The 19,514-nt window shown below is 65.7% G+C and carries 20 protein-coding genes and 3 pseudogenes; 9 read left to right on the top strand and 14 right to left on the bottom strand.

Annotated elements, in window-relative coordinates; all coding sequences use genetic code 11:
- Nucleotides 1–7: 7 nt before the first annotated feature.
- The 6 genes and pseudogenes from JWS13_RS03945 to JWS13_RS03925 all read right to left on the bottom strand — a co-directional run bounded on the left by JWS13_RS03945 (nt 8) and on the right by JWS13_RS03925 (nt 4,563).
- Nucleotides 8–277, bottom strand: coding sequence for a hypothetical protein (locus JWS13_RS03945; RefSeq protein WP_206004588.1), 270 nt, complete (start codon nt 275–277; stop codon nt 8–10).
- Nucleotides 278–1,340: 1,063 nt separating this feature from the next.
- Nucleotides 1,341–1,592 (bottom strand): annotated as a pseudogene (locus JWS13_RS46165) (ParA family protein); the annotation flags it as partial.
- A gap of 163 nt (nt 1,593–1,755) precedes the next feature.
- A complete protein-coding gene (locus tag JWS13_RS03940) occupies nt 1,756–2,499 on the bottom strand; it encodes a hypothetical protein (RefSeq protein ID WP_206004587.1) in 744 nt (247 codons plus the stop codon).
- Nucleotides 2,496–3,350 (bottom strand): RAMP superfamily CRISPR-associated protein, encoded by an 855-nt coding sequence (locus tag JWS13_RS03935; RefSeq protein ID WP_206004586.1) that lies wholly within the window; start codon nt 3,348–3,350, stop codon nt 2,496–2,498. The genes JWS13_RS03940 and JWS13_RS03935 overlap by 4 nt, the downstream gene beginning before the upstream one ends.
- A complete protein-coding gene (locus JWS13_RS03930; protein WP_206004619.1) occupies nt 3,347–3,781 on the bottom strand; it encodes a hypothetical protein in 435 nt (144 codons plus the stop codon). Before JWS13_RS03930 ends, JWS13_RS03935 begins: the two co-directional genes overlap by 4 nt.
- A 110-nt stretch (nt 3,782–3,891) precedes the next feature.
- Nucleotides 3,892–4,563 (bottom strand): hypothetical protein, encoded by a 672-nt coding sequence (locus tag JWS13_RS03925; protein ID WP_206004585.1) that lies wholly within the window; start codon nt 4,561–4,563, stop codon nt 3,892–3,894.
- 23 nt (nt 4,564–4,586) lie between these two features.
- On the opposite strand from JWS13_RS03925, the gene JWS13_RS03920 reads away from it, so the two are divergent.
- On the top strand, nt 4,587–5,390 hold the full coding sequence (locus JWS13_RS03920) for a phosphoadenosine phosphosulfate reductase domain-containing protein (protein WP_206004584.1): 804 nt from the start codon (nt 4,587–4,589) through the stop codon (nt 5,388–5,390).
- A gap of 140 nt (nt 5,391–5,530) precedes the next feature.
- On the opposite strand, the gene JWS13_RS03915 is transcribed toward JWS13_RS03920, so the two are convergent.
- Complete coding sequence (locus JWS13_RS03915; protein WP_206004583.1) at nt 5,531–5,743, bottom strand: hypothetical protein; 213 nt, start codon at nt 5,741–5,743, stop codon at nt 5,531–5,533.
- Nucleotides 5,743–6,627, bottom strand: coding sequence for a hypothetical protein (locus JWS13_RS03910; protein WP_206004582.1), 885 nt, complete (start codon nt 6,625–6,627; stop codon nt 5,743–5,745). Before JWS13_RS03910 ends, JWS13_RS03915 begins: the two co-directional genes overlap by 1 nt.
- A gap of 282 nt (nt 6,628–6,909) precedes the next feature.
- Here JWS13_RS03910 and JWS13_RS03905 point away from each other — a divergent pair.
- From JWS13_RS03905 to JWS13_RS03895, 3 genes and pseudogenes are all read left to right on the top strand, one after another.
- Nucleotides 6,910–7,836 (top strand): annotated as a pseudogene (locus JWS13_RS03905) (phospholipase D family protein); the annotation flags it as partial.
- 379 nt (nt 7,837–8,215) lie between these two features.
- Entirely contained in the window at nt 8,216–8,455 is a 240-nt protein-coding gene (locus tag JWS13_RS03900) for a hypothetical protein (RefSeq protein WP_206004581.1), read from the top strand.
- Nucleotides 8,456–8,641: 186 nt separating this feature from the next.
- On the top strand, nt 8,642–9,136 hold the full coding sequence (locus tag JWS13_RS03895; RefSeq protein ID WP_206004580.1) for a hypothetical protein: 495 nt from the start codon (nt 8,642–8,644) through the stop codon (nt 9,134–9,136).
- Between the two features lie 442 nt (nt 9,137–9,578).
- Here the strand turns inward: JWS13_RS03895 and JWS13_RS03890 are convergent, their stop codons facing one another.
- Complete coding sequence (locus JWS13_RS03890; RefSeq protein WP_206004579.1) at nt 9,579–10,748, bottom strand: alpha/beta hydrolase; 1,170 nt, start codon at nt 10,746–10,748, stop codon at nt 9,579–9,581.
- 296 nt (nt 10,749–11,044) lie between these two features.
- Here JWS13_RS03890 and JWS13_RS03885 point away from each other — a divergent pair, with 296 nt between their 5' ends.
- Together JWS13_RS03885 and JWS13_RS46375 are read left to right on the top strand one after the other, a co-directional pair.
- A complete protein-coding gene (locus JWS13_RS03885) occupies nt 11,045–11,755 on the top strand; it encodes a hypothetical protein (protein ID WP_206004578.1) in 711 nt (236 codons plus the stop codon).
- A 439-nt stretch (nt 11,756–12,194) separates the two neighbouring features.
- Nucleotides 12,195–12,752 carry a CPBP family intramembrane glutamic endopeptidase gene (locus JWS13_RS46375; RefSeq protein ID WP_420854991.1) on the top strand — a complete coding sequence of 186 codons (558 nt, stop codon included), beginning with the start codon at nt 12,195–12,197 and terminating at the stop codon, nt 12,750–12,752.
- Nucleotides 12,753–13,238: 486 nt separating this feature from the next.
- Here the strand turns inward: JWS13_RS46375 and JWS13_RS03875 are convergent, their stop codons facing one another.
- The 4 genes and pseudogenes from JWS13_RS03875 to JWS13_RS03860 form a co-directional block, all read right to left on the bottom strand.
- Complete coding sequence (locus tag JWS13_RS03875; protein ID WP_241032070.1) at nt 13,239–13,580, bottom strand: hypothetical protein; 342 nt, start codon at nt 13,578–13,580, stop codon at nt 13,239–13,241.
- A gap of 338 nt (nt 13,581–13,918) precedes the next feature.
- Nucleotides 13,919–14,236: pseudogene (locus JWS13_RS03870) on the bottom strand (cutinase family protein); the annotation flags it as partial.
- 243 nt (nt 14,237–14,479) lie between these two features.
- A complete protein-coding gene (locus tag JWS13_RS03865; RefSeq protein WP_206004624.1) occupies nt 14,480–14,680 on the bottom strand; it encodes a hypothetical protein in 201 nt (66 codons plus the stop codon).
- A gap of 217 nt (nt 14,681–14,897) precedes the next feature.
- Nucleotides 14,898–15,089 (bottom strand): cupredoxin domain-containing protein, encoded by a 192-nt coding sequence (locus tag JWS13_RS03860; protein WP_206004575.1) that lies wholly within the window; start codon nt 15,087–15,089, stop codon nt 14,898–14,900.
- Between the two features lie 204 nt (nt 15,090–15,293).
- Between JWS13_RS03860 and JWS13_RS03855 the strand changes: the two genes are divergently transcribed.
- Together JWS13_RS03855 and JWS13_RS03850 are read left to right on the top strand one after the other, a co-directional pair.
- Nucleotides 15,294–15,758 (top strand): hypothetical protein, encoded by a 465-nt coding sequence (locus JWS13_RS03855; RefSeq protein ID WP_206004574.1) that lies wholly within the window; start codon nt 15,294–15,296, stop codon nt 15,756–15,758.
- Between the two features lie 400 nt (nt 15,759–16,158).
- Complete coding sequence (locus tag JWS13_RS03850; protein WP_206004573.1) at nt 16,159–17,085, top strand: MBL fold metallo-hydrolase; 927 nt, start codon at nt 16,159–16,161, stop codon at nt 17,083–17,085.
- A 437-nt stretch (nt 17,086–17,522) separates the two neighbouring features.
- Here the strand turns inward: JWS13_RS03850 and JWS13_RS03845 are convergent, their stop codons facing one another.
- Entirely contained in the window at nt 17,523–17,957 is a 435-nt protein-coding gene (locus tag JWS13_RS03845) for a DUF6653 family protein (protein ID WP_005569791.1), read from the bottom strand.
- Between the two features lie 572 nt (nt 17,958–18,529).
- Here JWS13_RS03845 and JWS13_RS03840 point away from each other — a divergent pair.
- Nucleotides 18,530–19,348, top strand: a complete 819-nt coding sequence (locus JWS13_RS03840) for a class I SAM-dependent methyltransferase (RefSeq protein ID WP_206004572.1) — start codon at nt 18,530–18,532, stop codon at nt 19,346–19,348.
- Nucleotides 19,349–19,514: the final 166 nt, after the last annotated feature.

The raw sequence follows: 19,514 nt of genomic DNA, 5'->3' as shown, positions 1-19,514 counted from the left end.
GCGCACGTCAGGCGCCCTGTCGGGTCAGCCGCCATCCACGATGGGCCGCTGTGTAACCGGCGGTCGCACCGAGTACCGCACTGACAATCAGGCCGGCCACCAGGAACGGGATCGGATCCACCGATTCCAGGTGGCCAGTGGCGCCTTCGCTGCCGAGCGGTTCGTAGCTGCCCACGTAGAAATGCACCGGGTAGGACAGCCACCAGGCGAACAGGCTGGTGCACACCAGGCCCGCGCCGAGTCCGAGAGCTGTTCCGATCAGTATCAATGTCCGCACAAGATCAACTTCGCGGACGGCCGCCGTGCTGTTACCGCGGCACGTCCCTCGAACACTGCCTGACACCGGGCTGCACCGCCGTTCTCAACCCCACCTGCACGAACCCGCGAGCCCAGGCACTCGACGGCGCTCCTGCAACGCAAAAAGTGTGCTGACGACGGGTTTTTCAGGAGACGCTGCGTAAATGTTCTTTTACAGCAGTCATCCGCAGAACCATGTTAATACCGGTTGCGAAGTCGTAATAGGCACACGGTTGCATTACTACGTTGCCGCTCGGGCGGCCATAGTTGCCGGGGCCTGCGCCGGAATTAGTGCCGGCGAAGACGACCATCGAGCTGGCCACACCCCTGATCGCATCGGTTAGTCCGGCTGTGTAAGTTTGGCCTAGTGCCGAAATCTAAGACTCGCAAGAAGAAGTCCGGCCCACGTCGCGGCCCGACGCCGCCGCGGCAAATAGTCGCGATGACGCGGGATACGCCACCGGTAAGGACTCTCCCGGATCGCATACCTTCACTGGCCGATCTGGACCCGAACTATCCGGTGTGTATCACCGTCCACGGGGAGCCGCGCCTGTTTTCGTTCCCGGTGTACTACCTAGGTGGGCAGTGCATCGGACGAACAGTTCAAGGACGCAGGTGCCGTAACGCGGTGTGGGATAAGGGGCAAGTCGCGCCATACGAGCCTACAACGGTCTCCGGCAGAAGTGTGGTCTATTACGGTCCGCTGCCTGAAGATGTCGGCGAGCAGTATCTGGCACAACGGTGTCGCGTGCACTATCGGCTGGATGCGGCGGCCTTCTGCGATCCCGAGTGGGAACCGTTCGATGTCAAGCGTCACGTTGCTCACTACGCGACACCCGCCGACTACTTCTGAGTGAGTTCACCTAGCCGATCCGATGCCCATCGGGTGGCCGGCTAGGAGGTGTGCGGCGAGGCCTTCGCGGCCAAGTCAGGGGACGTGGCGGTAATGAAAATGACCGCGGCGTCGGTGAATTCCGGCGCCGTTGCGAAGCCAATCGTGAATAAAGAGTGGCAGCTGTTCGTCCCGCGGATGAATTCGCGGTGGGGGCGCCGACGATGGCTTTACGCAGGACGCCGTGCGCACCGGGCTTCTTGAGAAAGGAGGGCCCGACGGGATCGAGTTCCTTGGTGGCAGGAACGAGGTGAATCCCGGACGCAGTGATGGTGGTGGTGTCCTCGATGCTCGCCAGCACCATCAGAACCGACAGGACATCATTGTCGACGGCCTCGGGCGTGGCACCGAGCCAGGTCGTGGCGTTGTATTGCGGGTCGAGGTCGACACGGACGGTGTTGCCGGGTGAGCCTCAGCCTGGCCGCGATTGACATCGTGAAATACTTCGCCTCGCCCGCGAATTCATTCACCTCAGGGCGACCTACGCACATTCGATTGTCCCGGCGGGTCTTATCCCGGAATATCAAGCTCGACCCGCGGATCACACGCATCGCCTCGAATACAGGTCAGGTCGCTGGTAGAAGCACCTGTGCGCGACGGGATGGGTGCATGTACGGCGGACGCAACCCCATCCGCCCCTCCCCACCCGTTCGCAGGTCGCCGCGCTCATGCAGGCAGGTCGCGGGTGCGGTGCGGCCGAGACTGCCGTCGGGGTGCAGGTGCGCGAACTCCCACGGCTTGCCGACCGACTGCTCGGTGATCTCCCAAGACAGGATGTGGCCGTTTCCGGCGCCGCGTTTCTTCCCGATCGAAACGAGGGGTGCAAGCAACTCGGTGATGGCGACTGCGTCGCCGACGGCGCGCCACACCAGGTGCCGGCAGGCCGTGAGCGGGAGCGGCATGACGCGGGAGCGGTAACGGCCCTGTCGTTCGGACACCAACGCCGGCAACTCGACCGACATCTGTTCCAGGGCCTGTTGGTCGGGGCGGGCGGACCAGTACTGCACGTGCGGGCCCGGGACCTCGTCCTCGTCCTCGGGGTAGGCGAATGTCGCTGCCCAGTGCCACCGGTCACCGCCGTCGCCCGGGCAGCGGGCCAGTGGCAGGTCGAGGTCCTCCGGCACGGTGTCGAGACTGTAGGGGGTGTAGTCGGTTCCGGATGCTCGGGCGGCGGCCTTGGTGTTCTCCCGGATCTCCGAGGCCAGGAGGCCGTCGAGGCTGATGCCCCACGGCACCGCGTGCGCGACACCGGCGGCCAATTTCGCCCGGATGATCAGCGGCACCATCCCTGCAGCGATCGGCAGGGTCATGCAGGGAGCGAGAGCAGGGTTTCCAGGGCCTCATCGCGTCGTGCGGCGACGATCTCCCGCCAATCGACCACCGGCGCACCATCAGGGGTTGGGTCGAGGGTGGTGGCGATCTGGCCGTGCCCGATCCCGGTGCGCCCACCCAGCCAGCCGGTGCGGGTGAACTCGGCCAGGACGTCGGCGGTGAAGGCGTGGTCGAGGTCGGATCCGCGGACCAGTTGCACCCATGCCTCGAAGCGGGTTCCGGGGGCGAGGGTTTCGATGTCGTATCGCATTACCGGCGACCCCGACCCACCCGATCCGGAATCCGGATCGACGGTGGTGCCGGCATGGCCGGCGGTGACGTCGTCGAGGTGCGAGTAGGACTCGAGCGCTTCGATGTCGAACCTCGACGGCAGCGGCTGGCCCTCATAGCTGCGGCGGAGGATCGGGGCGGCTTCGGTGACGATCGGCACCACATGCCCGACCCGCAGGCAACCGTCGATCGGGGCGGCCCCGACGGCGCCGCCGAACACACTCAGCAGTGGTACCAACTCACGGAGTTGGTGCAGGCGGCGGCCGGTGATCGGCTCCGCCTGCGTTTTCACGATCGCGCCGCCGTTGCGGAGGGTGTGTGCGACGGCCAGCGGCAACTTGCCCTCGTAGCCGAGGATGTCGCGCAGCAGTTCTTCGGCGATCCGGCGCAGTACGCCGCGGAAGGAGTTGCCGGAGATGACCGGGACCAGCTCGACGGATCCGTCGGGTTGAAGGATTTTCATGCGCCGGCCGATCGCGGTGGTGCCGATCAGCTCCCCGCGATGCGAGATCGGGGATTTCGCGGTCATCTCGATCTCCCACACCCGCGTGACGGTCACGATGCCAGTCCGTGCTCGGTGCGGGCGCCGCGGACTGCGTCGGCGACGATCCGGATCCGCAGGGTCAGCGCGGTGGTTTGATCGCGCATCACCTGCAGCACGGGCCGCGGTTCGCTCGTGAGGAGCGTGGCCAGTTCGGAGCGTTGGTCGTCGGTGCGCGGGGCGGAGCCGAGCCGGGCGGCGGAGGCGGTCCACCACTGGTGCAGGTTGATGCTGTTGTAGGTGGCCAACCGCACCCTAGTGGGCAGCAGGGCGTCCCAGTAGTCGCCGCGGCGGGCAGCCACCCAGTTGCGGTCGGACCAGTCGATTCCGTAGTGCAGCAGCAGCACCAACCGCTCCGCCGCCTGCGCGGCGGGGTCGGTCAGCCCGGGTAGTTGTGGAACCGCGGCCAGCCAGCGGTCGGTTACTGACAGTGCGTTTTCCCCCGACATAGTCATCACCGCAATGCTAGAGAAGAATCGGAGTTTTCTCGAGTCGAGAGCTCATCGGCTCAACAACCTGAGCGGTCCGACGACATTCATCGGCTGATGGTTTGGTGAGGTCATGGTGCCGGAGTGTGCTGGTGTCGGGTGGCGCGGAGGCCGACCTCCCACCACGGGTCCGCGTGCCGCCACGGCGCCAACAGGTTCCAGTCGTCGAAGACCTGTGGCCAGCGGTCGGCCGGGAGGCGGTGCACCACGGAGTAGGTGGGGGCGTTGTCGCGGAGCATGGTTTCGGTGAAGCCGCGGTCGCGGAGCCGGCACATCACCTCGAGGCGGCGGGCATCTTCTGCCGCCCAATTCAGCCGGCTGTCGTCGACCGTGACGGCGCCCCAACGGGCATCGGGTATCAGGTGTTTGCGGCCGGGCCGCAGCGGCACGATCACCGCGGTGTCCGCGCCGAGGGTGGTGGAGAGCACCTGGTGTAGCAGTGTGGGGGTCGCCGTTCTCAGTGTGGCGGGATCACGGGTGACGATACGCGCGTCGGAGCGCAACGTCCGGTCTCGGTATGCCCACGCGCACACCTGACACAGTTTCCGGGCGGCCAGGTTCGTCCAGGATTCGAAGCCGGTGAACCGCCGGGAGATCACCTGCCCGACCGGGGTCATCACCGGTGTGGTGTGGCCGCAGCGCGCGCACCCCGTCGTTCGGTCGTCGGGTGTTGCCGCGTCGACGGACCCGGAGGCGGCGGTGTAGGCGGCCCAGACGACATCGGTGTCGGCGGCGAGGGTCATGGCGGCACCGTAACCTGCCAAGTGTGGTGGATGCAGCCGGCCCCGGCCTGGACCTGACCGTGCTCCGTGGATTGCGGGCACCGTCGACGAAGGCCGGCCCGGCCGCCGTCGACACCATCCTCACGCGGATCGAGGCGCACCTGACCGCGCATGACGGGTACGTCGCGTTCTCCGGCGGCAAAGACTCGTTAGTCGTTCTCGACCTGGCCCGCCGGGTTGATCCGGATGTGCCGGTGGTGTTCTTCGATTCCGGTCTCGATTACCCCGAAACCTACGACTACCTCACCGAACTCGCCCACACTTGGGGGCTGGATCTGCACCGGATCCGTACTGATCCGCCGCTGCTCGATGTCCTCGCCGACTCCGGGTTGTGGGACCACCACGCGACCGCCGACGTCACAGCAGCCGCGATGGATTTGCACGAGGTGTTGATCGCCGAGCCCGCCCGCCGCGCGCACCGGCTCCTCGGGCCGGGTGAGTTGTGGGGTGTGCGGGCCGACGAATCGGCCGCCCGCCGCCTGCTCTACACCCGCAAGGGTCTCCGTGACGGGGTCATCGTCCGCGCGGACGGCACCACCGCGTATGGGCCGATCTGGAACTGGGCCACCACCGACGTCTGGGCGCACATCGCCCGACACCGATTACCGGTCAATCCCGTCTACACCAGACTCCGCGAACTCGGTGTGCCCGAACACCAGCACCGGCTCTCGCACCTGATTGACGGCGGGCACCTTGACCGCGGCCGGCTGACCTGGCTGCGGCGCGGCTGGCCCACCCTCTTCGAGCAGATTGCCGACACCTTGCCTCGCATTCGGCAGATGACCTGACGGCTGCATCACCGCGAACGACGTCGGTGACGTCGCGCGCTACTGCCAATCCATGAGGTCCCGGCTCCCGTCACTGCTGCACTACCTGAGGTAGTGTCTCGGTTACTGCGGTTGCACAGGATGAGCCGGAGGCGTCACCCCTACTGGGGGTTGGTGTCTCCGGGCTTTTCTTTCTTCTCCCGTGCCCGTTTCTCGGCGCTCAGCCGCATCTTCAGCTCGCGGCGCGCGCGCTGCTTCGGCGTCTCCTCCGGCTCGGGCTCGTCGTCGACAGGCCGGTAATGTGCGCGTCCCAGCTTGATGTCCGGGTGCATAACCAGCTCGGGGCGGCCCTTGCCGTCGGTGAACAATCCCATCACAACCCCTTCTCGTCGGTGATGTCTTTCAGTTGCACGATCATCTGCTCGCCGATCGATCCATCCGGTCGGCGGTAACGCCCAGGGCCGGAGGAGATCACCTCGAACCGCATCCCGCGCGGTAGCAGGTGCGCGGTGTCGTCGACCGTGTCCGAGCGTCCCAGATACATGCCCCGGCCGGTGTCGATCTCGAACACAACGTCCCGTTCGGTCAGTGTCTGATCGAGTTCGTGAAGGGCATGCGCCGCCCCGGTGTACCGGTCGAACTCGAGGCGGGAGCCGGGTTGCAGGGTCGACGGCAGGTTCGCCGCCTCCTGTGGTGCCGTGTGTGGGAGTCGGACGGCGGCGTAGAGGATGTGGCCGCGGTCGTTGAACCGTTCCGCGGTCTGAATCGCGCGATCGACACGCTGGACCTGGGAGCGCATCTTCTCCTCCAACTGCTGGGCGTCGCCCCGCGCGCGTGAGAGCGCGCCGCTGACCTCGTCCCACCGGTCGGGGTCGGTGATCAGGTTCTGCACCGCGGTGTACCCGACCTTCGGAAGCTGGGTTTGCGCCCGGTTCTTGTTCACCGACCGGGCCTTGCGCTGCCGCGAACTCGGTGGCTGGCGAATCGAATCCGGGATCGGCAGCTCCCGGCGTTTCCGCTCGGACACCTCCGGCACCGTGGTCCGGGGGAAGGCTCGCTCGAGGTCTTTGCGGGCACGGGTGAATTGGGCCTCCTCGACCATCCGGTCCAGTTCCCGGGCCCCGTCGCGGTCGGCGGCACGGTCGTCATAGTTTGCTGCCGTGCGGTAGCCGGCGGGCTTGGCGGCCGGGGTGGTGCTGATGCCGGCCTCGGGGTCCAGGCGAGTGTCCCTGGTGTCCGGGCTGATGCTGTATGCCACCCGTCGCCTCCCCGCCTCGGATTTCGCCCCGTGGATACGACGAAGCGTGGCAGACGGGCCTTAGTAACCATCTGCCACGCTCGGACCCACACCTGGTGGGTGCCACGGCGAACGTGCGTCATCTGGCGACCAAACCATCAACAACGTTCGGCGTGCGTGTCGCCGGCGTCTCCGCCGGATGCCCGAAACTATACCGAAAGATCGTGCCCGGCATCAGGCTCCGCCAAAGCATGGCGACCAACAGTGCACCCACTCACGTATGGGCCGCTACCGTCAGTTGGTATGGGGACCACTTTCCACGGACCGAGCCCATGGCCACACATCACCCGCGCCATCGGCACCCGCGGCGCCCGCCGCGCGGCGATCGCCTACCTCGGCCAGGACGCACCAGAGCTGCTTCCCCTGCGCGCCGGTGACTTGTTGGTCGTCAACGCGTCCAAGGGCGCGATCCGGGCGCATGCCACCTCCCCCGCGGCCCTCGCCTACTACCTCAACAAGGGTGTTCGGGTGCTGTCGTCGCCGACCCTGCATGCGAAGGTCATCGTCACCAGTCGGCGAGCGGTGGTCGGGTCGGCGAATGCCTCCGAGAACTCGGCCTTCGCCGACGATGCCGTCATCATCACCGATGACCCCGAGGTGATTGATTCGGTGCGGACGTTCATCGACCGCATCGACGAGATCACCGAAGTCGATGCGGTTTTCATCGATAATGCCGCTCGGGAGTGGGAGATCGGCCGGGCGGTGCCGATCCCCGGGGTGACCGGTCGAATCCGCGACCCGGAGGCCGGGTTTCTGCCGGTCCCGGTCACCCGGATGTTCGTCAAGCATGCCGTCGACTACGAGCCCAGTCCCACCGAACAGCATGTGCTCGACGAGCACCGGTCGCGGCGACCGGCCACGGCAGGGCCGGCGGTCAGGTACGGGCTCGAATCGTTGCGCCTCGACCGCACCAGCGCTGTCCGGCGCGGCGACGTGGTCGTCTTCGTCTCCGTCGACGACGGGTGGGTGTACCCGCCGACGGTCGTGGTGTCCGACCCCATGACGATCCCGCGATCCGGTGGTGCGGTGCTGTACTTCCTGCGGATCCGCATCGACCTGACGCCGCTTCGCCTCACCGATGCCGAGAGGGCGCTCACCGATCTCGGGCACCCCGGTTCCCGGTTGCGGACCGATCACTTCGTCCGCTCCCCCAGTCTCCGGACCGTCCTCGACGCCCCAACCTGGGGACCCGGCTGCGCCGGAATCGCCGAACCCGACAGCGGAATTGCTAGCCGGCACGAGCAACCCCGACAGTGCTGCTCGCCGCTCGAGCGATCTCCATGCGGGGCTGGCCGCTCCACCAACAGGGTGAACCGTCCTCACCATTCGGGGTCGACCCGTCATTCGCGGTCCGACCCGTTCCCGAGCAGGGAGACAGCTCCGCACTCCGGTCAACACTCCTAATCGTGTGCAGTCGACCGCGGTGTTCACCGAGTCATGCCGACAGAACAATGCATTAGCACTCCATCGTGGAGAGTGCTAAATTCTCTGCACGCGGTGACACCAACCCGCACGAACCTGCAACGCCCAGAAAGGATCCGCAGCACCCGTGACCGCCGTCCCCGGCCCGCATCTACACACCACACAGCCCACCCGCGCCGCCGGTCGCGACGAGCCCGCGCCGGCCGACATGGCGCTGCTCGAGTCCTGGGAAGCGGGTATCGCCGTGATCATCGGCCTGGCCGTGCTGACGACCCTGGTGTGCACTGTCCTCGGATTCTTCCCGCTGGCTCTTTTCGCGCTCGTCGCGGTCGCCGGCGTCGCCGGCCTGGTCATTGCCGCCCTCTGATCCGGCCGGCATGTTCCGCCCGCTACCTGGAGCGGATAGATACACTCCCCTGGCGGACTTTTCCGGTGGATGTGCACCCCTGATCGGCGTTACCGGCCTGTAGGTTATGTCCTCAAATCACCTTCTGGAGTGGGACTCTCAGGAGATTCACAGGCATTGCGGGGCCGGGTGGTGCGACGATGAAGCATGCGCCGCCATCGTTGGTCGGCCCTCGCGCCGCCCACCACCGGAGGGATCGTCGTGCACGCGGGCATGCCGATCGCGGCGGAGAAGGACCTCGCCCTCGAGCTGTCCGCGGCGACCGCGTTCTCGTCCGGGTTGCTGCTGCGGTTCACGCTGTGCGTCACCGGTGACCGCGCCGACTTCGCGCGCTACGAAACCCGGGCCCTGACCGACCCCGGTGATTGGTCGGCGCAGTGGTCCTATCTGGCCGTGCGCGTCGGCGCCGACGACCTCGACGGGTACGCCGACCCGTTCCACCTGACACCCGATTCCGGACAGGAGGGATCCGGGCCGTATCGAACCACGCCGCAGTACTGGATCGGCACCTACCCGACCACCGGATCACTGCCCCTCACCACCGGCTGGCCACAGGTCGGACTCCACCCCACCTCAGTCACCCTCACGCTCGGTCCCAGCCCCTTCCCCACCACCGCGTTCGGGTCCGGGGCCCGTCGATGATGGGTTCGGAGCCCGGTCCGACGAACGGAACGCCCCGCGCCGCCGGTGACGATCTCCGAGTGTCGGAACCCCCGGTTCACCGCCCCACCCCCGAAGGGGCTCGGCCGAGTGGGTGGACCGCAACCCAGGCCTCGGGTGGTCTCGCCGACGATCAAGCCAAGAAGTTTACGATTGCTAGCGTAGCGCTGATAGCTAGCAGCGCTACGCTAGCAGACCGTGTCTTCGTACGTGGGATGGCGATGCCCACTTTCCGCGGCACCCGCCCTCGGCATCGAAGTAGACAGACCCCGACCTGCTCCGCACTTCCGTCACGGTGATGAAATCGGCGGCTGCCCTCCCCCTGCCACCAGGTCCACCCTCATAGTCGCCACTGCTCACGGATCGACGGGTGTCGGCACGCCATCCGGGGCCGACTCATGACCTCGGGCGGCCGAGGGTGCGCTCAGCGCAGGACCCGGGCGGCGAAGTCCAGGGATTCGGGCATCGACGCGGTGAGGCTGTGAGCATGGTCCACCTCTGACAGTTGCTGATACTCGACGTCCAGGGCACTGGAACGCATTTCGGTGAGTTGTGCCCAGGTCAGCGGGATCGGAACCTTGGTGTCTGCGAGGCTGTGCACGACCCGGATCGGTCGGTCGAACCCATCGGTGGGGACGTGCTGCATCTCATCGAGCGCCTCACGGGGGCCGGGGGTGTCGAGTGGGGTGGTGAACAGTTCCGCGACGATCACCGGGTGAGCGCTCAAATAGTCGTTCAGGTCGTTGTTGCAGGTTGCCTTCGCCTTCTCCATCAACTCGATGCCAGTGGGGGTCAGATACTGGCGGATTCCGAGTTCCGGACGAGTGTCGTCGAGTCCGGCGAGGGTGTAGAGGACGTAGTGTGCGATCCCAGCGACCGGCACGGCGGGGAAGTTTGGTCCGGCCAGCGGGAAGAGCTGGTCGAGGTGGGTGGGGGCGGCGACGGCGATCGCGCCGCGGAAGTCGAGTTCGGGTGTGCGGGTGGTGGCCTGGTGGGCGAAGTAGGTGGCGTGACCACCTTGGGACAGGCCCGCGGCGATCCACCGGTCGCTGAGTTGGTCACCGTAGAGCTGGTGGGCGGCGCGGACGATGTCGACGGTGTTGGCGCCGGCCGCGGGTCCGTCGGTGTACGCGTTGACTCCGTCGGTGCCGATCCCGGCGTAGTCGGTGGCCGCAACGGCGTAGCCGGCGGAGAGCCACCGGTGGATGAATTCCCGTTCGACGTCATCGGATCCGGTGACCGACGGTGCACATTCGTCGTCGATGCCGACGTTGCCGTGCGCGTAGGACACGACGGGCCATCCACCGGCGGGTGGTGCGCCCTGCGGCAGGAATATCGACCCGGTGGACTCTCCGGCTTCGGTGGCGGTTCGCAAGGTGGAATAGCGGATGACAGTGCTGGTGTCCGCGGCGCCGGCCGGGAGCACCGCTGCGGTGACATGCTGCTCATCGAGCAACGTACCCGCCGGGTGCGTGTCGCCGGGCAGGGCGGCGGGTGCGGCAGTGAGAAGTGTCGCGCTCACGGACGCCGCGAAGGCCAGTGCGGTGCGTCGTTTCAGATCTGTGCTCCTTACGTAGCCCGCGAACGTTGGCATCGACGATCCCCTCCCAGTTAACTCTCCGTGCCCGTTCCCCGACGAACACGATGCGGATCGTACCGACCGAGCCGACCACTACACCCACCAGTCCGGCACGCGTTGAAACCGACCATGGACGCCGTTGGCACAGGACATTCGCGGACTCGCCCGCGGTGGTATGGCGCACCGCGTGTCGGGGTCGCACGGCAGACTGTCATCGGCGACACAGGTGGGAGGACCTGTGAGGCCGGATGAACGGAGTCTCGACACGCGAGCTTCGGACTTTCAGGGAGGTTCATCATGCTGTGTGGTCTGTGGATCTGCTGCCGGACGGGCGCAGCCGGCAAGTGGTCGGGCGGCCGTGGCGGGAGTCGATAGGGATGGGCGATCCGTCCGACATGTCTGCCGTGGATGCCTCTGGTGATCCGACGCTCGCCGCGGCTGAAGAGGCGATACGCGTGACGGTTCGTGACCTCGCGCTCCGGGTTGGTCAATCGACCATTCCGAATGTGGTTTTTGATCGGCAGAGGGCACTAGGGCTTGCGGCGTATCACTACAAGACCGACGACCTGGTCCTCAATCCCGAGGTTCGCGGACGAAGCGATTTCGGTGTCGACTGGTTCGTCGGGTACTGGTTTGAGGGGCTGATTCTGCACGAGTTGGGTCACCGTGCCGAGGCAACCCTGCTGCGCGCGCGGTGGTGGCCGGTCGTCGGTGCGGGCGGGTTACTCGTCGCAGCCGCGCTCGTGGATCTGTTTTGGGAGTTGCCGATTGTGTACGTGGGCTTCGTGATCGGCCTGCTCTTACTGCTTCTGGGAGCACTTGCCTTCATTCCGCTGTCGTGGCTCTGTGAATTCCGCGCAGATGACTTCATGTGTGACCACGGTGGCATCGTCCGCGCTGCAAGCTGCCTGGACATGATCGAAACACAGGCGCAGGGAGGGAACGATCTGCTTCACCCGACTCACCGGTTGAGATTTCGTCGGCAGATTCGCCGCGCATCACTTCCGCAGGCCGGTCGTTGAGTTCCGCGTTGCGGTCCTTCCCAGGTCTGTCGAGGCAGAAGGGATCGGTCGGCCCGGTCCGCTGGTCGATGGTCGCTGGTCCGCTGCTCATTGTTGCTTTGCTGGCCATCTGGGCTGTCGCATATGGGCCCGCGGTTGTCTCGACTTGGGGTGAGTTCCTAGCGCCGTCGACCGCACCGCGAGTGCGCGACTGGGGTTCGATCGTGTCCCGTTTCGAGGTGCAGTTCTTCCGCTCGGTGCTCGGGTTCGTTGCGCTCGGTTTGGTGCTGTTGCTGTTGCCGGTGCAACGCCGGTGGTGGCGGACGCCTGGTGGTGGTTCAGGCCGTGGAGATGATCTGTGCGTGGAGTGCTGGCCAGATCGCCGCGGTCGCCCTTGCTTTAACTTGCGTAGGCGTGGGTCTGCGGATGGAGCCACTGCCTCCGCCGGTGATCGAGTCGGGTGGTTGGTTGCAGAATCTCACCATCGTGTTGGCGGGCTTCGAAGAAGAGCCTGATCGCGGCATTGCCGGTCGTGCTTCTGATCGGGCGTCTCCCACTGCCTGCGATCATCATTCTGGCGGGCACGATGCGCGGACTACTCCATTTGTACTACGGCGCCGGCGGGTTCGTGTGGGCCTTGGTATGGGGTTCGGCTGCGGTGTGGATCTACTACAGGTTCCGACGGTTGTGGTGGTTGATCGTCATGCATGGCTTGTGGAATGCGCCTGGGCTGCTTGTTGACGCCGAGGATGCCCTCACGTTGTTGGGGGCAGCGCTGAAGATCGTCATTTCGTTGGGGTTCGCGGTGTGGTGGGTGGTTCTGTGGTATCGAGTGCAACCTCTCTTGCGCCGGAAGGTTCGGTGGATCGACTATCGCATATCTGCGGCGGTGCGATCTGCCAGCCCTTTCGGCAAGAGAAGTAGATTTTGTCAGGCACTACACCCGACTGATGTCGGCAAGGGCACACCGAACGGAAGATCCCCCCGCTCGGAGAGGGTCGGTGATCGCGTCGTCTAACCTGCCCTGTTCGCGCAGTATTCGTGCGGTTTCGATGCGGCCCGCCGCTATTACGGGTGGCGACCGCCGACTGCGGCACTCCCGCCGGGCGGAGTGGAGACCGGCCATGGTGCGTTCGCGGATCATCTGGCGTTCCATCTGTGCCAGGGTGCCGCGAAGGTGCTCTGTCTGCAGGACTGGATGAGAGGAAAGTGATTCATCGGCGGCGACCCGCGGCATGCCACACGCCTCGTTTCCTGGGCTGATCGTGATGAGTTCGGCGGTCGTGAGATCTAACATCGCCGCGCCGGGCGCTGTGGTGTTCTTTGGTCTCGGAGCGGCATTGAGACCGACCGGCAGGGGCGGCGATCCGCACCCTATGTGGATGGAATCGGTAGTGGCGGCTGGTCGAACGAGGACCGGCTGGCCTCCAGCCACAACAGGACCACCGCGGCTGCGATGAGCAGCATCAGTTCCGCGAGAAGACATCTCGGGGCGTGGGGTCTTTCATGCTTCACCCCGGTCGAGGATGTCGAGCTGGACACGGTTGCGGTGGCTGATTTCCCACCGACCGACTTCGAGATCGTCGAGGAGGTCGCGGCACTGCTGATCGGTGCTCACGTCCATGCTGTGTCCGATCACGGTGACCGGGCCGCGGATTCCGCTGCGCCAGTCGATGACCGTGTAGACGAACTCACCTTGGGTTGCGAAGTCGCGGTGGCGGGTGCAGACGACGAAGTTCTTCGAGAGTGCGCGGACCGTGTAGGGGCGGCGCGGTTCGATACCGAAGCGGATCCGGTCACCGGGGGCGAGTGGGATCGGGGTGGTCGATGATCCCGTGGTGTTCATCAGGGTCACCACCCACCCCGCACTGTGAACCGGGTGTCGGCGAGTGTTCCTCGCTGGTTCTCGGCGAGGGTGCAGCGATCGATGTTCCCGCGGCCCAACCCGATTGGCCGGAGCCCGACGTGGAAGCCGTCACTGTCCTGGTCTTGGTGTGGGCAGGGGTAGATCGACAGGCCGCGGCGTTTTTCGTGGTGGGTGCGAGCGGCGCGGGCATCCCTGCGGGTGAAGTAGGTGCGTTTGTCGCAATGCGGGCAAGTCACCCAGCAGGAGGTGCGGCGGTGGGCGTGAGGGGCCAATGTTCGGTGCTCCTGTTCGGGAGGTGAGTGAGACGGTCGGGATCGTCAGGCGGCGCGGGTGATCTGCAGGTTCAGCCAATCCGAGACCCATTGGATGGCGTTGCGGCCGGCGTTGTCGACGACCAGGTTCTGGTAGCTCTGGTGTGCGCCGGAGGCGAGGAAGCTGGCCGCGTTCAGGCCCTCCCCGACGACCGCGGCGAGGTCCTCGGCCCCCTGCGAGCGCGCCATCGTCGACACCGATCCGGCGAGTCCTTTCAGGTCGAGGGTCCGCGCCTGGGTGGTGATCGCATTCCCGACCGGGTTGGCCGCTTGTTTCCCCAGGAGCGTGGGGTCGGTCTTGCCGGCTGTGCCGGTGAGCATGGACTGCGGATCGGTGATGTCGACCTCGCCCACACCTGCTGCGCGGGTGAGGATCTGGCCGAGTTGATGGTTGGCGAGACCGTCGCCGCGGCACCACCAATACGACACCATCACATGCACCTTGCTCGCTACGGCCCGCTCCCCCATCACACCTGTTTCCCTTCAACACGCGACAAATTCTTTCGGTACATCCTCACAGCCGGGCACCCGCCCCGCGGTCCCGGGGCGGTGCTGTGGATCGGCGGGTCAGGCTGTGCGGCGGGCGGTGTCGGTGACCGCGCACATCGGGCACAACGTGCGCTCACCGACGATCCACCCATGGGTTCGAGCGAAAGCCACCGCCTCGGGCCGGCCGGCGACGGCCGTGGTGAAGGTGTGCTCGCACAGATCGCACCGCAACGTCCACCCGCGCCTGCCTGCCGATCGCACCAACGCATGAACAGTCATGTTGTCCCCCGACTTCGATACTGTGCCCCCCAGCATGGCACACCCCGTGAGGGCGCGGTGACCCACGCAGGCCGGCCCCGGCCGTCACAACTCAATCATCATGAAATGCCGTAGATGCCGTGCGTCCCGATCGCCGGCGACAAACCCTGCACCGCTGAGAACCATACCCACGAGGGGGACGTGTCATCTGCGCCGGTCAGGCGCATTCTTGACTGTTTCAGGACTCGACCGCAACGAGGCGCTCAAGCTTGCAGTGGAACGGGTACGTCCCCGGCGTACTGGCAATCGACTCGATCAGCGCGTCGTCGCCATCGATGCTCACAATCGTGAACACCGACGTCGCCTCCGCATGAACCGTGACTTTGTCGCCGACCTTCAAACCCGATCGGGTTCCGGGATTCTCAGCCATACGACATGCCTAACTCGTACGGATTCGGTTCACAAGCCACCAACTTCTGCTGGGTTCGCGCATTGCTGAGTCCGGCTATGAGTCGCCGCTGAGGGATCGCTGACCGGTGTCCCGACAGGTCAGGGCATCGAGGCGACGCCATAGTCGCGACCAGGCGCACTCGATTTCGTTCGATACATCGCGTCTCGGTGACACCCTGGAACGATGACTGGCTTCTTCGGGAACCCTCGCGGTGAGCAAGTGCTAACGGCCACCTGGGTTGCGCGGGAAGGCGTGCGCCTGGTGTCGTCGGACCTGCCGGATGCGTGGGTCAACGCGCTGGGTCGCGTCGGCCGGGATCTGAACGTGCGTCAGTACGGAGGTGTGGTCGAGCGGGTCGACTGGGTCGCCGAGTACGACCCGGACAGCGGCTGTGTGCTGCTTCTGAGCGACGTGACGGTGCTCGGTCGCGGGCCCGGCGGTTTAGGTATGAGCGGATACGGCGCGCAGGTCAACAACGACGAGGAGTCGGTCGTCGTCTGCATTGCCGACCTCGTTCAAGATCAGGTGGCCCGCGCTCATGTGGCATGGCCATGGGGTGACACCGGTGGTTTCATGACCCCTCGCCTTGTCGATGCCGTCGCGTTCTGGTCAGACAGAAGCCGTTACACAATGATCGGCAGCCTTTGACGATCCGGAACGTGTCTCGGCACCGGATTGCGATCGATCCACGGGATCCGTCTATGACGTGGCCGAATAGAAAATTGGCATGTGCACGGTCGTTGTGATGATGCAGTATCGATTCATGTCTCCGACCATCGGAACGATGCGGACATGGAACTACGACGAGGGCTGGGGCGTGATCGACTCCCCAGAGACGCCTGGTGGTTGCCGGCGCAGTCTCTCGTGACCGTCATGCTTCGCGATGCCGATACGGCCCTGCTTCCCCAACTCGAAGCGCAGTTCGACGTGACGGCGTCGGAGACTGCTTGGCACCCCGCCGGGTGGACGAGGCGATCTACGAAGGCGAAATGGCCGGACGCGCTGTCTGAACAAGCGCTCCACACGCTGAATGAAAGAAGGAAACCTCATGACTCAGAGGTGGCAGATCGGTGATGTGAAAATCACCCAGATAAACGAAATCGCGGTTGAGGTCGGTGAGCTCGACGGACTGATCGCAGAGGCAACGCCGGATGCGGTCAAGGCCGTTCCGTGGCTGTACCCCGACTACGCCACCGAACAGGGGCAGACACTCTGGAGCGTTCACTCGTTCGTCGTCGACACCGGGTCGTCTGTCGTTCTCGTCGACACCGCGTGCGGCAATCACAAGGATCTACCGCTGATCCCGTCCTGGGGTGGCCTGGACTCCCCCTATCTGGATCGACTGGCGGATGCCGGCTACAAGCCCGAACAGATCGACTACGTCGCCATCACACATCTGCACCTCGATCACGTGGGATGGAACACCGTGCTCGAGGGTGGCCGATGGGTGCCGACCTTCCCGAACGCCCGGTACACCTTCGTTCAGGACGAGTTCGAGTACCACAAGGGACTCACCGAGGGTGGTGACGTCTCCGACGACCTCGGGCATGCCGTCACGTACAACGGAGCGGATCCCGACATCCACCGGCAGACGCGTCTCGTGTTCGCGCAGTCGATTCAACCTTGTGTCGATGCGGGACTCGTCGATCTGGTTCCGGTCAACCACACCATTTGCGAGGGTGTGCGGTATACCTCCACGCCGGGTCATACCAAGTACCATCACAGTCTCACCATCGAATCGAAGGGCGAGATCGGTTTTATCACCGGCGATTTCGTGCATCATCCGATCCAGGTCGCCCATCCTACCTGGAGTTCGCGAAGTGACTGGGATCGTGAGGTGTCCTCCGCTCGGCGTCAGGAGTTCCTCGCCTCCGTTGCAGACAGTGATGTTCTCGTGTTCGGCACGCACTTCGCAGGGAACAGTGTCGGTCGTATCGTGAGCGATGGCAATGCCTACCAATTCGTCACTGTTTGAGCCGAGGACTTCTACAACACCACCGGCGGACACACTGCCGACACCCTTCGTGCGCTACAACAACGAGTGGAAGCTCTCCCGCGCCTTCGTCTGTGGCAAATTGTTTCTCGCCGCACCGCAGGTCTGCGACTAGGGCTCGCCGATGGTGTCGGTTGCCGATCCCTGAGGAGCTCGGCCATGGTCGTGCGCCTGGATCCGGTTGGCGTACTTGGGCGCGTCCAGCCGGGCTCGCGCACGAGCGTGCGGTGGACCGCATGGCCTGTGAGCACCCAGGTGGCGGCGACAGCGCGTTCGGTGGTGAGATCCGGTCGCACCCGAGTCGGTTGCGTTCGGACTCGTCGGCGCCGCGGCGGCTATCGGGTCTACATCAGTAGCCTGCCCTCGTCCGGATCGTCCACGTCGGATACGACGACCGGAAGCCGACTCGTATTCGGGGCTCAGCCGGTGTTGGCGCCCCGGTGTCGGCTGTAGTAGCCGGCCATCAGCCGCCAGTAGACCAGTAGCAGCGCCATCATGACCGCGGTGGCACCGGCTGCCGGTGCGGCGCGGCGTCGCCGGGCGGCGATCAGTGCGGTGATGCCGGCCAGCGTGGCCGCCGCGTTTACCGCCATCGCGGTGTCGCGTGGCCGCTCGGTGATCCAGAGTTCTTCGCCGAGCACCGCCCGGGTGGACCAAGCCTGCTCGTCCGCCGGTTTCGGGAAGATCACGGGGTTGGCGGCCATCCAGGCACCGACGATCGCGGCATGGCTCCACCGCCGTGTCCACAGAGGAACGAGCACAAGAGGGGTGCTCAGCCAGCGAGTCCAGGCACTCCATGGGTTGGAGTGGCGCGCGAAGACCTCGTGTTTGAGATCGGCGAAACCGCGTGGCATGTCAGGATCTACCTTCCGGCCCGGCGCCAGCGTTCGATCACCGCGGGCGCTGCGAGACGTGTCTTGCCGCACCCTACCCGGCCGAGCAACGTGACGAACCTCCCGGGACCACGAGGACGGCGATCTCTCGGAGTTCACGGGCACGGCCGACGAACCTGGAAAGGTCGGGCGGCAGCGTGTCGATGTCAGTCATCTGCGCGAGTCTGGCACCGGCGCGCGGCGCCGGGAACGAGCTGGATCGGCTCGCAGCGAGTTGGAGTCGCCGCGCCAGCAGGAAGGCCGGCAGCCCCACGCTCACTGCGGCGGCGATACTGAGCAGGGGATATAGGCGCCAGTACCGCAAACCGATCGCTGAAAGGCATGCGCTGCGTGGATCAGGTCCCGCTCGATCAGCCGAATTCGCTTCGGCACCGCGCAGATTCCCACGAAAGGCACGATATCGACCACTGAACTCATTGGCGGGTAGCCGCCAATCGATCTGCCGCTCCGAGGTCCTGCTCCCCGGTGTCTCTCACCCGGAGGTCGGCAAGACTCCCAAAACGTTGGGCGTTAGGGCAGGCTATGCTCCACTTATGGATGGTTCCGACACCCCTGCCCCGCGTCTCGGCGAGGGACTGTCCCTGCGCAGGATGCCCGCCCACTGGATGCTCGGACGACTCGGCAAAACCGTCATGCGACCGGGCGGACTCGGACCCTCCCAACGCATGATCGACACCCTCGGCATCGGCCCGGACGACGACGTCGTCGAGATGTGGCCCGGACTGGGTCGCACCACCACACTCGCCCTCGTCGGCCAACCCCGCTCGTACGTGGGCATCGAACGCGGACAAGCCGAAGCCGTACGCGCCCGCACCGCCCTGACCGGCCCGAATCAGCAGTGCACCGTCGCACCCGTCCACCGCACCGGGCTACCCGACCACAGCGCTTCCGTCCTGTTCGGCGAGGCACTGCTCACCCTCGAACCGGCAAGTCGCAAAACCCAGACCGTCGCCGAGGCCGCCCGGCTTCTCCGCCCCGGCGGCCGCTACGGCATCCACGAACTCCTCCTCACCCCCGAGGGCCTCAGCGACACCGACAAGGCCGATATCCAGACCACCCTCACTTCGGTCCTTCACGTCGGTGCCCGCCCCCTCACGCACAGCGAATGGCGCCAGCTCCTCACAGACGGTGGCTTCACCGTCCGCACCGAGGAGACCTGCCCACTCCTGCTCCTCGATCCCCGCACCGTCCTCGCCGACGAAGGACCTGCCGGCACCGCGGCCATCCTCGGCCGCGCCCTCACACACCCCACCGTCCTGCCCCGGCTCGTCAAGATCTGGCGCACCTTCCACCGCTACCGTGACAATCTCGGGGCCATCACCCTCGTCGCCGAACGAACCGACAGCAGCTAACCCAGACCTTGTCAGCAGACCCGACTTACTCTCCGCCAGCGACAAAGTCACGATGATCCTGACAAGCGACGGCACACGCGCCCATCTTTTCGTCAACGCCGCGGGGCCTTGACGGTCATCTAGCCGGCCCCGCCCCCACCTGATCCTCCGCCGCTGCTGTTGAACG

The organism is Rhodococcus pseudokoreensis, assembly GCF_017068395.1.
GTDB classification, from domain to species: domain Bacteria; phylum Actinomycetota; class Actinomycetes; order Mycobacteriales; family Mycobacteriaceae; genus Rhodococcus_F; species Rhodococcus_F pseudokoreensis.
This window is presented reverse-complemented; position numbering and strand designations above follow the sequence as displayed.